The organism is Nocardia sp. JMUB6875 (genome assembly GCF_041154655.1).
GTDB lineage: Bacteria > Actinomycetota > Actinomycetes > Mycobacteriales > Mycobacteriaceae > Nocardia.
The window spans coordinates 1-13764 of the sequence record NZ_BAAFGR010000035.1 but is presented as its reverse complement, the minus strand read 5'-3'; the positions used below and the strand labels follow the sequence as shown (position 1 = coordinate 13764).

The 13764-nt window shown below is 69.0% G+C and carries 14 protein-coding genes; 9 read left to right on the top strand and 5 right to left on the bottom strand.

Translation table 11 applies throughout. The annotated features are described in order from the left end of the window. Positions 1–3: 3 nt before the first annotated feature. From ACAM49_RS11590 to ACAM49_RS11575, 4 genes are all read left to right on the top strand, one after another. Positions 4–1464, top strand: a complete 1461-nt coding sequence (locus ACAM49_RS11590) for a molybdopterin-dependent oxidoreductase (RefSeq protein WP_369635469.1) — start codon at positions 4–6, stop codon at positions 1462–1464. Between the two features lie 74 nt (positions 1465–1538). Next, on the top strand, positions 1539–2675 hold the full coding sequence (locus ACAM49_RS11585; protein WP_369635468.1) for a sensor histidine kinase: 1137 nt from the start codon (positions 1539–1541) through the stop codon (positions 2673–2675). Then, positions 2672–3277 carry a response regulator gene (locus ACAM49_RS11580; RefSeq protein ID WP_369635467.1) on the top strand — a complete coding sequence of 202 codons (606 nt, stop codon included), beginning with the start codon at positions 2672–2674 and terminating at the stop codon, positions 3275–3277. Before ACAM49_RS11585 ends, ACAM49_RS11580 begins: the two co-directional genes overlap by 4 nt. Before the next feature lie 120 nt (positions 3278–3397). Continuing rightward, positions 3398–4111 carry a hypothetical protein gene (locus ACAM49_RS11575; protein ID WP_369635466.1) on the top strand — a complete coding sequence of 238 codons (714 nt, stop codon included), beginning with the start codon at positions 3398–3400 and terminating at the stop codon, positions 4109–4111. A 4-nt stretch (positions 4112–4115) separates the two neighbouring features. Here the strand turns inward: ACAM49_RS11575 and ACAM49_RS11570 are convergent, their stop codons facing one another. Together ACAM49_RS11570 and ACAM49_RS11565 are read right to left on the bottom strand one after the other, a co-directional pair. Beyond that, the gene (locus tag ACAM49_RS11570; RefSeq protein ID WP_369635465.1) at positions 4116–4844 is read right to left on the bottom strand and encodes a DUF899 domain-containing protein; all 729 of its coding nucleotides are present in this window, start codon (positions 4842–4844) and stop codon (positions 4116–4118) included. Between the two features lie 107 nt (positions 4845–4951). Continuing rightward, a complete protein-coding gene (locus ACAM49_RS11565) occupies positions 4952–6949 on the bottom strand; it encodes a TPM domain-containing protein (RefSeq protein WP_369635464.1) in 1998 nt (665 codons plus the stop codon). 61 nt (positions 6950–7010) lie between these two features. Between ACAM49_RS11565 and ACAM49_RS11560 the strand changes: the two genes are divergently transcribed. The 4 genes from ACAM49_RS11560 to ACAM49_RS11545 are packed head-to-tail and all read left to right on the top strand — an operon-like array spanning position 7011 to position 10419. Further along, positions 7011–7706 (top strand): MBL fold metallo-hydrolase, encoded by a 696-nt coding sequence (locus tag ACAM49_RS11560; protein ID WP_369635463.1) that lies wholly within the window; start codon positions 7011–7013, stop codon positions 7704–7706. Between the two features lie 44 nt (positions 7707–7750). Then, positions 7751–8413 (top strand): YdcF family protein, encoded by a 663-nt coding sequence (locus ACAM49_RS11555; RefSeq protein ID WP_369635462.1) that lies wholly within the window; start codon positions 7751–7753, stop codon positions 8411–8413. Positions 8414–8416: 3 nt separating this feature from the next. Further along, positions 8417–9685 (top strand): deoxyguanosinetriphosphate triphosphohydrolase, encoded by a 1269-nt coding sequence (locus ACAM49_RS11550; RefSeq protein ID WP_369635461.1) that lies wholly within the window; start codon positions 8417–8419, stop codon positions 9683–9685. 29 nt (positions 9686–9714) lie between these two features. After that, entirely contained in the window at positions 9715–10419 is a 705-nt protein-coding gene (locus ACAM49_RS11545) for a hypothetical protein (protein ID WP_369635460.1), read from the top strand. A gap of 2 nt (positions 10420–10421) precedes the next feature. Here the strand turns inward: ACAM49_RS11545 and ACAM49_RS11540 are convergent, their stop codons facing one another. Genes ACAM49_RS11540 through ACAM49_RS11530 form a run of 3 tightly spaced genes read right to left on the bottom strand, consistent with a single transcriptional unit; the run spans position 10422 to position 12268 of the window. After that, positions 10422–11099, bottom strand: coding sequence for an energy-coupling factor ABC transporter ATP-binding protein (locus ACAM49_RS11540; RefSeq protein ID WP_369635459.1), 678 nt, complete (start codon positions 11097–11099; stop codon positions 10422–10424). Then, positions 11096–11644 carry a biotin transporter BioY gene (locus tag ACAM49_RS11535; RefSeq protein WP_369635458.1) on the bottom strand — a complete coding sequence of 183 codons (549 nt, stop codon included), beginning with the start codon at positions 11642–11644 and terminating at the stop codon, positions 11096–11098. Before ACAM49_RS11535 ends, ACAM49_RS11540 begins: the two co-directional genes overlap by 4 nt. A 33-nt stretch (positions 11645–11677) precedes the next feature. Next, positions 11678–12268 (bottom strand): energy-coupling factor transporter transmembrane protein EcfT, encoded by a 591-nt coding sequence (locus tag ACAM49_RS11530; protein ID WP_369635457.1) that lies wholly within the window; start codon positions 12266–12268, stop codon positions 11678–11680. A 98-nt stretch (positions 12269–12366) separates the two neighbouring features. On the opposite strand from ACAM49_RS11530, the gene dnaG reads away from it, so the two are divergent. Further along, the coding region (gene dnaG, locus ACAM49_RS11525; protein WP_369635456.1) for a DNA primase at positions 12367–13764 on the top strand (1398 nt) is incomplete at its 3' end.

Here is a 13764-nt window from a genome sequence, read left to right as displayed (position 1 = left end):
CAGGTGTCGGTTAACGGGCGGGTGTCGGTGGAGAAGAAGAAGCGGCTGCTGGGGGCGGCGGCCGTCGGGCTGGGTGCGCTCGGCGCGGGCGAATTGATCGCCGCTGCGCGGGGCGGATCCCTGCTCGACGGTATCGGGCGGCTGGCCGCCGACTACGCGCCCGTCCAGGTGGTCGAGACCATGGTGGCCCAGGCGGGGGAGCACGACAAGGAGATGACGCGCCTCGGTGTCGCGCTCTGGGGCGTCGCGGCGGCAGCCGGAATGGCCGCGCTGCCACGCCGATTGCGCACACCCGCCGCCGCGGCCTTCGGCGCCGGGACGGCGGCAGCGGCGCTCCGAAGTGCCAACCGGTCGGTCCCGGGAGCGCTGGGTGGTGTGGCCGCCGCGGCCGTCCTCCGCTCCGGCCTGAAACGCCAACCCGCCGACCTCGGCGGCGAATTCCTCTGGGCCACAGCCGGAATCGGCATGCTCGGCGCCGCCGAGACCCTGCTGCGCCGCGAGGATCAGCGCCACAGCGAGCGGGTCCGCCGCATCGGCCCGATGGGTTCGCACGCTCCGGTCCCCGAGGACGGCATCGGCACCGAGCCGGGCCTGTCACCGCTGATCACCCCGACCAGCAAATTCTATGTGGCGGACGTGAATTCGCGTCCGCCGCGCATCGACCCGGCCCAGTGGCGGCTGTCCATCGACGGCCTGGTCGCCCATCGCCTGCGCCTGTCGCTGGCCGATCTGGCCGAGCAGGCGGTCGAATTCGACGCCGTCATGGTGTGCGTGCACAACACCGTCGGCTCCGGCCGCTGCGGCAATGCCCGCTGGTTCGGTGTCCCGCTCACCGCGCTGCTCGAGCACGCCGTCCCCGAATCCGGGGCCACCCGCCTGGTCACCCGCGCCGTCGACGGCTACACCATCTCCCTGCCGCTGGAGCCCCTGCGCACCGGCGAATGGCCCGGCTACCTGGTCATCGGCATGAACGGCGCACCGCTGCCGCCCGAACACGGCTTCCCCGCACGGGTTTTCGTGCCCGGCATCTACGGCCAGTACTCCGGCGCGAAGTGGACCACGCAGCTCGAACTCGCCGACGACACCCACGTCGACTACTGGTGGAAGCGCGGCTGGCCCGCCGAGCCGCTGTGGGTGCGCCCCCAGGCCCGCATCGACGTGGCCAGCGGCGGCTCGTCCGGGTCCGGCAAGTTCACCGTCGCGGGCGTGGCCTGGGCGCCACCGCACGGCGTCGCGGGCGTGGAGATCCGCATCGACGAAACCGACTGGATCCCGGTCGAACTCGGCTCCGAACTGGCACCCGCCGCCTGGCGGCGCTGGCGCACCATCGTGGACCTCCCGCCCGGCACCCACACCATCCAGGCCCGCGTCACCAGCCGCTCCGGCACGGTCCAGGATCCCGACGACCGCCCACCGTTCCCGCTCGGCCCCGGCGGCCTGCACACGGTCACCGTGACGGCCTGAGTCGAATTCATGACCTGCGGGTCATGACATCCGTCATGCGGACGGCGCCGGACGGGCGGGTAGCGTCCGGTGCTGTGGACGAGGAGGACGAGGGCGTCAGGCGGCGGCGACGATTGGGGGCGCTGTTCTCGGCGGCGTGGTTGATCTATCTGATCGACCCGCTGCACAAGGCATGGACGCTGGAGAGTCCGGTGGCGCGGGCGTACACGATCGTCGTGATTCTGGCCTTCGGGGTGGTGTACGTCGCGTCGTACTGGATCCTGGTGGCGTGGGGTTCGGTGCGCCGACCCTGGCCGCCGAACCCGCACCTGTGGACGGTGCTGTTCCCCTTGGGACTCCAGGCCGCGCTGATGGCCGCGGCCACGGTGACCCTGCATACCGAGGTGCTGGGGATGGGGGTCTTCCTGGCCTCCTTCATCGGTTTCACCCTCCCGCCCCGCTGGGCGATCCCGCTGATCCTCGGACTGCTGCTCGCGACGACCGTGCTGCCGCAGGTCGCCACCGGGGAGCGGCCGAACTACTCGCTCATGCAGGCGATCGCGTTGGCGGGCTTCGCGGTCGGCGTCCTGCGGGTGATCCTCACCCGCAACCACCAGCTGTATCTGGCCCGCAAGCAGCTGGCCGACCTCGCGGTGGCGGAGGAGCGACTGCGGGTCGGGCGGGACGTGCACGACATTCTCGGGCACTCGCTCACCGTCATCACCGTGAAAACCGAGCTGGCGCAACGACTCATCGATCTGGATCCGGAGCGGGCCCGCACCGAGCTGGCCGATATCGAGAAGCTGGCGCGCGAGGCGCTGGCCGGGGTGCGCACGACAGTCGGTGGCCTGCGCGAGGTTTCGCTGGCGGGCGAGATCGCCAATGCCCGCACCGCGCTCAGCGCCGCCGAAATCGAGGCCGTGCTACCGGATTCCGATGAACTGCCGGTCCGCAACAGCGTCGTCTTCGGCTGGGTGCTGCGCGAGGCCGTCACCAATGTGGTCCGCCACAGCGGCGCGAAACACTGCTGGGTGCGGGTCACCCCCGCCAGCATCGAGGTGTCCGACGACGGTGTGGGACTGCGCGGGCGCGACACCGCGCGCCTCGGGTCGGGCCTGTCCGGTCTGCGGGAACGCATCGAGTCCACCGGCGGCACCCTGACCTTCACCACTCGCCCCGAAGGCGGATTCCGCGTGCTGGCAAGCTTTCCGGCGAGCAAGGAGCCGAAATGATCAAACTGTTGCTGGCCGACGACCAGGCCCTGGTCCGGGGTGCGCTCGCGGCGCTGTTGAGCCTGGAACCGGACCTGGACGTGGTCGCCGAGGTGGGCCGCGGTGACGAGGTGCTCGCCGCCGTCGAACGCACGTCTCCCGACGTGGCCCTGCTGGACGTGGAAATGCCCGGCCTGGACGGCATTTCGGCCGCCGCCCAGCTGCATGCCGCGCATCCGGAAGTCCGCATCCTGATGGTCACCACCTTCGGCCGCCCCGGCTACCTGCGCCGCGCCATCGACGCCGGGGCCAGCGGTTTCGTCGTCAAGGACACCCCGGCACGGGAGCTGGCGGACGCGGTCCGCCGCGTCCACATGGGCCTGCGAGTGGTCGATCCGGCCCTCGCCACCGAAACCCTCACCGCGGGCACCTCGCCCCTGACCGCCCGCGAACGCGAGGTGCTGGCCGCCGCGGCCGACGGCGCGACCGCGGGCGCCATCGCCAAGCAACTCCACCTCTCCGAGGGCACCGTCCGCAATCACCTCTCCTCGGCCATCGGCAAGACCGCCACCCGCACCCGTGCCGAGGCCGTCCGCGCCGCCGAACGCCTGGGCTGGCTGTAGCGAAGATCGTTGAACCTGGTCGAACCGCGCCCCGTATCGCCGTATCGCAATACAATTCGAATACTTCTCATTTCGTTCGAACGCGGGGATTCGACACTCTCCACAGAGGTGATATCCGAAATGATCATTGCGAGAATCGCGGCCGTCCTGACCGCCGTGGTCGCGCTCACCGGGGCGCTGCTCACCGCCGGTTCGGGGACCGCCCAGGCCCTCGGCCCCTTCTGCGCGCCGGGCGATCCGAACCAGACCACCGCCGAACTGTTCGCCACCACCAACACCGCCACCATCACCGATCCCGCCGACCCGCGCCTGTCCGACCAGCTCCCGCTGTTCGACACCGAGGTGCGGCTCAACGCGCTCATGGAGCTGGGGACGGTGAACGGGTCCGAACCCGTCGACGGCGTCTTCTGGTCGGACCAGAACCAGCAGATCACCTACGAGACCTCCCGCCGCTTCGATCTGGCCTGCACCGGCAGCGAGAACCTCTGCTGGATCGCCGATGACCTGCGGCTGCGCCACAATCAGGAAGCCGTACTGGGTATCGCCTATCTGCCGCCCGACAACGAACGCTCCGACGGCTTCCTGGTCCGCGTCCCCGGCGTCGACGTCACCCGCCTGCATGACGCACTCCTCGCCGATCCCGTCGCGCGCGATCGGTTGGTAGGCGGCTCGGTCACCAAGGACGGCACCCTCATCCTCGTCGCCGACCGAGCCGACCTCGACGTGACCAAGACCTTCGTCGAAGGTCTCGGCGCGCAATGGGATCCGTCCGCCGTGCGCTACGGCGACCGGGAACTGGTCACCGACACCTGCATCCAGGGCGTGCTGTTCTGAACCCTCAGTGGCAGTGGGGTTCCGGGGACTCGTCGTACATATCGTGGTGAACGGCCTCGCCGACATGACCCTGACGCCCCAGCGGCGTCAGGTCCAGATAGTTGTGGGTATTGATCAGGATGTCGCCACCGCGTGAGTACGACGAGTACGTGTGGAACACGCGATTGTCGTCATCGCGCCAGAAGACGCTGGTGCCGGGCTGCTCGCCCTCGGTGAACCAGGGCTCGCCCTTGGCGATGAGCTCGGCCTTGGTGCGGTAGTTGTACTCGACCGGCGCGACCGATTCGTCCATGGTGACGTGGAAGTCGTAGTTGAAGTCGCTGCCGTACGACGAGTACATCGGGAAGGTCCAGCCCATCCGGGCGCGGTACTTGGCGAGGTTGTCCCACGGGCCCCGGGACACCGCCACGAAGCTGGTGTCCTTGTGCCGCAAATGCTCGATGTGAGCGACATTGTCGAGCAGCAGGGCGCAGCTCGGGCAGCCCGCGTCCAGGTCCCAGCGCCACATCATGTGATACAGGATGAGCTGCCGGCGGCCGTCGAAAAGGTCTGCGAGCGTGGCCTTTCCGTGCTCGCCCTCGAACACGTACGCCTTGTCGACCGGCACCATCGGCAGTTCGCGCCGCTTGGCGGCCAATGCGTCGAGCCGGTGGGTGAGCTCCTTCTCCTCAGCCAGCAATGCCTTGCGGGCGGCCAGCCAGTCGCTCCGGGATGCCACGGTGGGACGGGTCATGATCTGCTCCTTGCTCGAAGGACGGATGTCTCCGAGTAGGTAGACCGGTCCGGGGCACGGAAATTGTCGGACGGCACCGGAATTGGCCCAAATTAGATGGTCGAGCCTCAGAACCGCCCGCCACGGCTGATCCGCCGGGAACCATCGGAACCACCGAACGAGCCGGGCCCGTACCCGCCGCCGCCACCGAAACCGCCCCCGCCGCCACGGTATCCACCACCCATCCCGCGCAACATCCCGTCGATCAGAATCCCGCCCAGAATCGCGCCCGACTGCGACCGCGAGCCGGAGGCCAGCCGCTGCTGCTGGGCCTGCCAATCGTTGACCGCCGCCTGCGCGGTGTGCAACGCACGCGAGCCGAGTTCGGCCGCGCGCTGGGCGGATTGCAGGGCCCGGCCGGGATCGGAGCCCGAAAGCTGTTCGGCCTCCTGCAGACTGCGCTGCGCCTCGGCCAGCCGGGTGCGCGGCTCGGCATCCACGCCACCGCGCCGGGTGCTGATGAAATCGGCGGCCGCGTTGATCTGACTGCGGGCCGCGGTCAGCGTCTGATCGAGGCGGCGTCGAAGCTCCTCGGCGGCCCGCTTGCGATCGGTGGCGGCGGCAATGGCCTGATCGAGCGCGGTGTCCGCGGCCACGGCCTGCCGGAAGACCCCCAGCGGATTGGTGGTCGCGCCGGCGGTCGCCTGATCCAGCGCCGTGCGCGCGGCCGCTGCGGCACTGGGCAATTCGGTACCGCCATGTTCGGACAGCTCCCCGGCCGCAGCCAGGTCACGGCGCAATTCCTCGATGATGCCCGGCAACCCGGCGCGCGCCTGATCGATATCGACGGCCGCGCTGTCCACGGCATCGAGCAAGGTCCGCGCCGCATCCACCGCCGATTCCGCGGCCCGGATATCGGCCACCGCCGCGCCCTGCTGGCCGACGGGCTTGGCCACCGCGTCCCGCCCCTCCTCGATGGCCTTCTCCGCGAATCCGATTCGCTCCTTGGCCATGCTCACGTTGTCGCGGATCGGCGCCAGCACCGAGGCCGGATGCGCGGCCACCAGCCGGGTCAGCGTCGCCTCCGAACCCGGCATGCGGGCGGTCAGCGCCACCAGATCCCGGGTCAGCGCGTCGAGCCGGTCCCCGGCATTGATGAGCAGGTTCCGCATGGCGTCGAATTCGCTGACCTTGGCATCCAGATCCCGGTCCGCGCTGCCGCAGCTGCTGATCAGATCGATCAGCATGCGCTGCTGCTGATCCGGCGTCTCGGGAATGTCGTCGTCGAGCTGCTGCCGGATCGAGAACGCCTTGGCCAGCGCCTTTTTCGCGGCCTCCAGCGCGGCGGTGAACGGCGCGGTGGCCGTCGCCCCGAATTCGTCGGTGGCCAGCCGCAATTCCTCGGTGCTGGTGCGAATCGCGTTGTCGGTGTCGACCAGGGTCTCCTTGGACAGGACGTCGAGGACCACCAGCGGCAGCGCCTCCAGCGCGGCGGTATCGGTCGGGTCGGTCTTGCGCGCCGATTCCAGCACCGCCCGCTCGCGCCGCGCCTTGCGCCGCCGCGACCACAGCCAGACCGCGAGCACCGCCAGCACCACGACCAGCGCGATCAGCAGCAGTTTCCCCAGGCCGATCCCGCCCGAATCACTCATGGCCTGCGATAACCCGTTCGCCGCGGCCAATCCGGCCCCGGCCCAGTCCCCGGCCCGCAGCTTCGGCTCGACCTGGTCGACCAGCATCCGGTCGAGATCCTTGTCGCTGACCGATTTCGGCACGGTCCCGGTGAAGGCGTAAGCGCGGTCGTCGACCGCGACCGACAGCAGCACGTCCCGATCCCCGAATCCGGACAATCGGGCGGTCTGCTCGCCCCACGAATTCGAGTCCATCCCATTGAAGTTCCGCACGTATACGACCCACAGCCGCTCGTGGTCGCGCGAATACAGCGAGTCGACGGCCTGCTGCAGCTGGGCGGTCTGCCCGCGATCGAGGGCGCCCGCGTTGTCGGTGACATAGCTCGGCAGCCGCAGCGGCTCGTCGGCGTGCGCCGGTGCGGCGCGCCCGCCGACCAGGGCCAGGGCCAGGAGCATTCCGGTCACGACGAGGCACAGCTGCTTCGGTAGCCGCATCCTCTGAATCTAGCCGCGGAACGGGGAGGGTCGGTTTCTTCCGCACATTGTGTCGGCGTCGATGACTACCATCGGGGACGTGATCACGATCGATTCTCCCTACACGGGACACGTCAGCCCCGGCTCCAACCCGCAGCAGCGCGAGGTCCCGGGCGCGCGCATCGTGAAGATGTCCGTCGGCGGCATGGACAACAACACCTATCTGGTGCAGTGCACGGCCACGGGCGCGGCGCTGTTCATCGACGCCGCCAACGAGGCGGACCGGATTCTCGAGCTCCTCGGCCAGGAGGCCCCCGGCCGGGTCGAGCTCATCGTCACCACCCACCAGCATCGCGATCACTGGATGGCGCTGCGGGATGTGGTGTCGGCGACCGAGATTCCCACCGCCGCCCACCTCCTCGACGCCGAGCCACTACCCGTGAAGCCGGACCGCCTACTCGCGGACGGCGAGAAGATCCGGGTCGGCGAGCTCGAGTTCGAGGCCATCCACCTGGCCGGGCACACCCCGGGCTCGGTCGCGCTCGCGTTCACCGACGGCGCGGGCCGCACCCATCTGTTCACCGGCGACTCGCTGTTCCCGGGCGGCGTCGGCCGGACAATGAATCCGGAGCAGTTCACCTCGCTGCTCGGCGATGTGGAGACCAAGCTGTTCGACCGCTACCCGGACGACACCGCGGTGTACCCGGGCCACGGCGACGACACCACCCTCGGTGCCGAGCGTCCGCAGTTGCCCGAGTGGCGGCGACGCGGTTGGTAAAACTCCGGAACCGTCCCGTCGAGCCGGATTGGCTGGTTCGAGACATGACCGACCCCACATCCGAGCAGGGCGGGTGCGTCAGTGGCGTCTGGCGCTGGACCAAGCGCCTGCTGGCCGGCGCGCTCGTCATGGGCGTGCTGGTGGTCGGCGGCACGGCCGTCCGGGTCTGGCAGGTGGCCCGCATCGACGACTACAGCACGGCCGACGCCATCGTCGTCCTCGGCGCGGCCCAGTACGACGGCACCCCGTCCTCGGTGTTCCAGGCGCGGCTGGATCAGGCGCACAAGCTGTACACCAAGCAGATCGCGCCGATGATCGTCACCGTCGGCGGCAAGCAGGTCGGCGACAATTACACCGAGGCGGCCTCGGGCAAGATCTACCTGGAAAACCGTGGCGTGCCGGGGGATCGGATCCTGGCCGTCGAAACCGGTTCCGACACGCTACAGAGCGTGGAGGCGGTGTCCAAGGCCCTGCTGGCGCGCGGCAAGACCTCGGTGGTGCTGGTCAGCGACCCCTGGCATTCGCTACGCACCCGGACCATGGCGCGCGATGCCGGGCTGAAGGCGTGGACCGCGCCGACCCGCACCGGGCCCGCGGTCTACACGCGGGAATCGCAGGCGCACGGCATTTTCCGGGAGACCTTCGCGCTGCTGTGGTATCAGCTGACCCACTTCTCGGCGGACTTCAAATACACGGCGGACCAGTGAGTTATGAACGCGCGCATCGACTATGACCGGGTGTACTCGGAGGCCGATCGGGAACGCATGGTGCCCGAGACCGATCGGACCGCGGGGCTGAGCTGGTCGCCGTGCCCGGCGCGGCGCAGCGAGTTCGCCCGGGATCGCGCGCGGGTCCTGCATTCGGCGGCCTTGCGGCGGTTGGCGGACAAGACGCAGGTCATGGGTCCGCGCGACGGTGACACCCCGCGCACCCGGCTGACGCATTCGCTCGAGGTCGCGCAGATCGGCCGCAGCATCGCCGACAGTCTGGGCTGCGATCCGGATCTGGTGGATCTGGCCGGGCTCGCGCACGATATCGGGCACCCGCCCTACGGCCACAATGGCGAGAAGGCCCTCGACCAATTCGCCGACAAGCACGGCGGTTTCGAGGGCAATGCGCAGAACCTGCGCATCCTCACCCGGCTGGAGCCGAAGGTGATCGACGAAAACGGCAACAGCTTCGGCCTCAACCCGACCCGGGCCGCGCTGGACGCCGTCATCAAATACCCCTGGGGCAGAACCGGTCCCGGCTCCAAGTTCGGCGCGTACGACGTGGACATGGATCGGCTGGACTGGGTCCGCAAGGGCGCGCCGGACCGCCGCCAATGCCTGGAATCGCAGATCATGGACTGGGCCGACGACGTCGCGTACTCGGTGCACGACGTCGAGGACGGCGTGATCGTCGGCCGCATCGATCTGCGGGCACTGGCCGATCCGGTCGAGCAGGCGGCCCTGGCCGAACTCGGTGCGCGCCAGCATCCCTCGCTGACCACCGACGAACTGGTGGCCGCCGCGCAACGGCTCTCGGAGATGCCGGTGGTGTCCGCGGCCGCCGAGTACGACGGCTCGCTGCGCGCCTCCGTGGCCTTGAAGAGCCTGACCAGCGATCTGGTGGGCCGCTTCGCCACCGCCGCCGTCGAGGCCACCCGCGCCGGCTGGGGCGGTCGCCAATTGTCGCGCTACGCCGCCGATCTGGAGGTGCCGCGGGTGGTGGCGGCCGAGGTCGCGGTGCTCAAGACCATGGCCTTGCGCTACGTGCTCTCCGATCCCATCCACCAGGTGCGCCAGGCCGGGCAGCGTGAACGCATCCTGCTGGTGGCGAATACGCTGCTCGCCGTCGCCCCGCGCGGGCTGGACCGGCTGCTGCTGCCCTGGTGGGAGACCGCCGAGGACGACACCGCCCGGGTCCGCGTGATCGTCGACCAGATCGCGTCCTACACCGAGAGCCGCCTGGAACGAGTCGCCGCCGCGATACCCTGAATCCGGCGAATTCAGCGGCAGGGGGCGCGATGACACGCGAGGTGGACGGCATTGTCGACCTGGACAGATATCCGCTGGACCGGCGGTCCGTCGCGCGCCTGCGCGAGGTGATCGAGCGGTCCCAGGCGGATTTTCTGGTCAGCGGTGTCACCGTGCTGCCCGAATTCCTGCGGCCCGCAATGGTGACCGAGATGGCCGCGGACGTATTGTCGGACGGTCTGGGCGACGCCATGCGGTTCGAATACACCGTGGCCTACGACCGGATCCCGGATTCCTCGCCGTTGAAGGCGCTGTACAACTGGGAACCGTTGCGGGAGTTCGTATCCCAGCTGGTGGGGGAGCAGGCGCATCGGTCCGCCGACGAGCTGGGCGCGATGACGGTGCAGATCCACGAGAACGGGGACGTGCAGGACTGGCATTACGACATGTCGGATTACACGGTGATGCTGCACATCGTCGCGCCCGAGCGGGGCGGCGGGCTCGAATACATTCCGCTGCCCGGGGCTTTCATCGAACGCGGGGGCGGGCTGCCGATGCGGCACCGGCACATGGTGAAGATGCTGCCGACCGTGCCGGGCACGCTGGTGCTGCATGCCGGGCGGCGGTCACGGCATCGGGTGACGCCGGTGCAGGGGGAGATTCCGCGGGTGAGCGTGCATATGGCATTCAACGCGCGGCCGGGGCAGAAGCTGAACGCGCATGTGCGGCGGCATTTGTTCGGGCGAGTGGAGTGACGTCAGCCGGCGTGCATGGCCAGGTAGGCGGCGATGCTGTCGGCCGGTGAGCCGTCGGCGACCAGTCGTCCCTCGTCGAACACCAGCACCCGATCGAAATCCGCCAGCAGCTCCAGATCGTGCGACACCACGATCAACTGCTGCGGAAGTTCGTGCAGCAGACGGGAAATGCGGCGCTTGTTGCGCAGGTCCAGCAGCGTGGTCGGCTCGTCGAAGACCACGTACTTCGGCCGCACCGACAGCACCGCGGCGATCGCCAGCAGCTGCTTCTGCCCGCCGCTGAGCAAATGCGCCGGGTGGTCGTGGAATTCGGCCAGGCCGTACTCGGCGAGGGTTTCCCGCACCCGCTCCGGGATCTCCGATTTCGCGACACCGTGATGCTTGAGCCCAAAGGCGAGATCCTCGGCGACCGTCGGCATGACGATCTGCACATCCGGATCCTGGAAGACGAAGCCGACCAGCTTGCGAACGGCCTTGCCCTGCTTGCGGGTATCGAGGCCGTCGACCCGGACCTGGCCGTCACTGGGCACCTGTAAGCCGTTGAGCAGCCGCGCGAAGGTCGATTTCCCCGAGCCGTTGGAGCCGATGACGGCGATCCGCTTCTCGCTCAGGTTCAGCGAGAGACCGCTCAGCACCTCGCGCTCCCCGAACCGATGCGAGACGCCCTCGAGCTCGATCATGCCCGCGCCGGAATCATCGGATACGCCTTGCGGACCGCCACCGCGGCGAGCGAGCCGATCACGGTCTTCACGATATCGCCCGGGATGAACGCCACCGACGTGGTGAACGCCTTCACCAGCGAAATGTGCGCCGCCGCGGCCATCCACGGAATCCCGATGGCGTACAGCACGATCGCGCCGCCCAGGAAGTTGATCAGCAGCGCGATCGGCAGGTTGTAATGCCGCCACACCCGCTCGGTGAGCAAGCCGATCACCAATGCTCCGATCGGATAGGCGATCACGAACCCGCCCGTCGGCCCCATGATCACCGACAGCCCGCCGCGCCCGCCCGGCAGCACCGGCAGGCCGACGAACACCATCGCGTCGAACAGCAGGATCGCCAGCGCACCGCGCTTCGCGCCCAGAATCGACCCGGCCAGGATGACGCCCAGGGTTTGCGAGGTGAACGGCGCGAACGCACCCGGCAACTGGATCAGCGGGAAGAAGCCCAGAACCACCATGATTGCCGCGAACAGCGCGATCTGCGCCAAATCCCTACTACGCACCGAGGCATCCTAAATGGCCGCGCTCCGGCCCCTTCAGTCCAGGCCGCGGGCGTCCAGCGCCTCGCCGACACCGTCGGCCATGCGCAGTGTGCGGATCAGTAGCGGGACCAGGAAGACGGTGGATCGCTCGATGCCGCGGGCGCGCTGGGCGGAGCGGACCAGTTCGGCCTGCTCACGGATGACCGGGATGAATCGGATGGTCATGGCGATCAGCAGTCCGACGCGATCGGGGCGGACACCCAGCGGCTTCAGAGGCTGAAGTATCCGCTCGATGGTCTCGACCATGGCCGAGGTGCGTGTGGTCAGCGTCACCAGATTGGCCAGCAGGACCAGGGTGAGCAGGCGTTCGCCGACCAGGATCGCGCTCTGCCGGCCGGTGAAGATCAACTGCGCGACCATGATCAACGCGAGGAACGGCGCGAGCCCGAGCACCTGCCGCCCGGTGGTCCGCCACGGAATGCGAGCCACCCCATACAAACCCAGCACCACCGCGAGAGCGACCGCCAGCCACAAGATCGACGGCACGAAGAACAACGCCGTCCCCGTCGCCGCCAGTACCAGCAGCTTCGCCCCGGCGGGCACGGTATGCACCGGCGTCCGGGCGTCGTGGTACAGGCTGAGCACCGATAGATCCTGGCATGCGCCGGAAAGGGCATTCGGTCCGGCGTCCAGCCGTGCGTCCCGGTCGAGTGTGTCGGTGGGGCGCGGCTAGACTCGCTGCCGTGGCAGGCCGTATTCCGGACCGCGATATCGCGGCGATTCGTGAACGTGTTCGGATCGAGGATGTCGTGGGGGAGTACGTCGCTCTCAAACGTGCCGGTGCCGACTCGATGAAGGGCCTGTGCCCCTTCCACGACGAGAGGTCCCCGTCCTTCCACGTCCGCCCGAATCACGGCGTGTACCACTGCTTCGGCTGCGGTGAGGGCGGCGACGCCTTCGCGTTCCTGCAGAAGATCGAGCACGTCGGCTTCGTCGAGGCCGTCGAGCAGCTGGCCGACAAGATCGGCTACAAGATCACTTACGAGGGTGGCGGCACCTCCGTCCAGCGCGACCGCGGCACCCGTGCCCGCCTGGTCGCCGCCAATGCCGCCGCGCACGAGTTCTACATGGCGCAGCTCGGCGAGCATCAGGCCGAGGCGGCCCGCAAGTACCTCACCGACCGCAACTTCGACCACAACGCCGCCCGCCAATTCGGCTGCGGCTACGCCCCCAGCGGTTGGGACACCCTCACAAAACACCTGCTGCGCAAGGGTTTCGACTTCAAGGAGCTGGAGGCCGCGGGCCTGTCCAAGCAGGGCCAGCGCGGCCCCATGGACCGCTTCCACCGCCGCCTGCTGTGGCCCATCCGCAATCTCGGCGGCGAGGTCATCGGCTTCGGCGCCCGCCGGCTGTACGACGACGACACCATGACCGCCAAGTACATCAACACCTCGGAAACGTTGCTGTACAAGAAGTCTCAGGTGCTCTTCGGCCTCGACCTGGCCAAGCGCGAGATCGCCAAGGGTCATCAGGCGGTGGTCGTCGAGGGCTACACCGACGTCATGGCCATGCACCTGGCCGGCGTCAAGACCGCCGTCGCCTCCTGCGGCACCGCCTTCGGCGACGAGCACCTCGCGATCCTGCGCCGCCTGCTGATGGACGACAACTTCTGGCGCGGCGAGATCATCTACACCTTCGACGGCGACGCCGCCGGCCAGGCCGCCGCCCTCAAGGCCTTCTCCGGTGATCAGAAACTGGCGGGCCAGACCTACATCGCCGTGGCCCCCGACGGCCTCGACCCGTGCGAGCTCCGCCAGCGCAACGGCGACGGCGCGGTCCGCGACCTGGTCGCCCGTCGAGTCCCGTTGTACGAGTTCGTCATCCGCGGCCTGCTCGCCGAACACAACCTGGATTCCCCCGAGGGCCAGGTCGAGGCGCTGCGCCGCGCGGTCCCCGTCGTCGCCCAGATCAAGGACTTCGCCCTCCGCAAGGCCTACGCCACCAAGCTCGCCGGCTGGGTCGGCTGGGACGACATCCAGCAGGTCGTCCGCCGCGTCGGCGACGAGGCCCGCAAGGGCGCCCGCGGCGGCAACGCCAAACCCGGCATCCCCGAACGCCAGGCGCGCTCGGAAGTCGCCGAG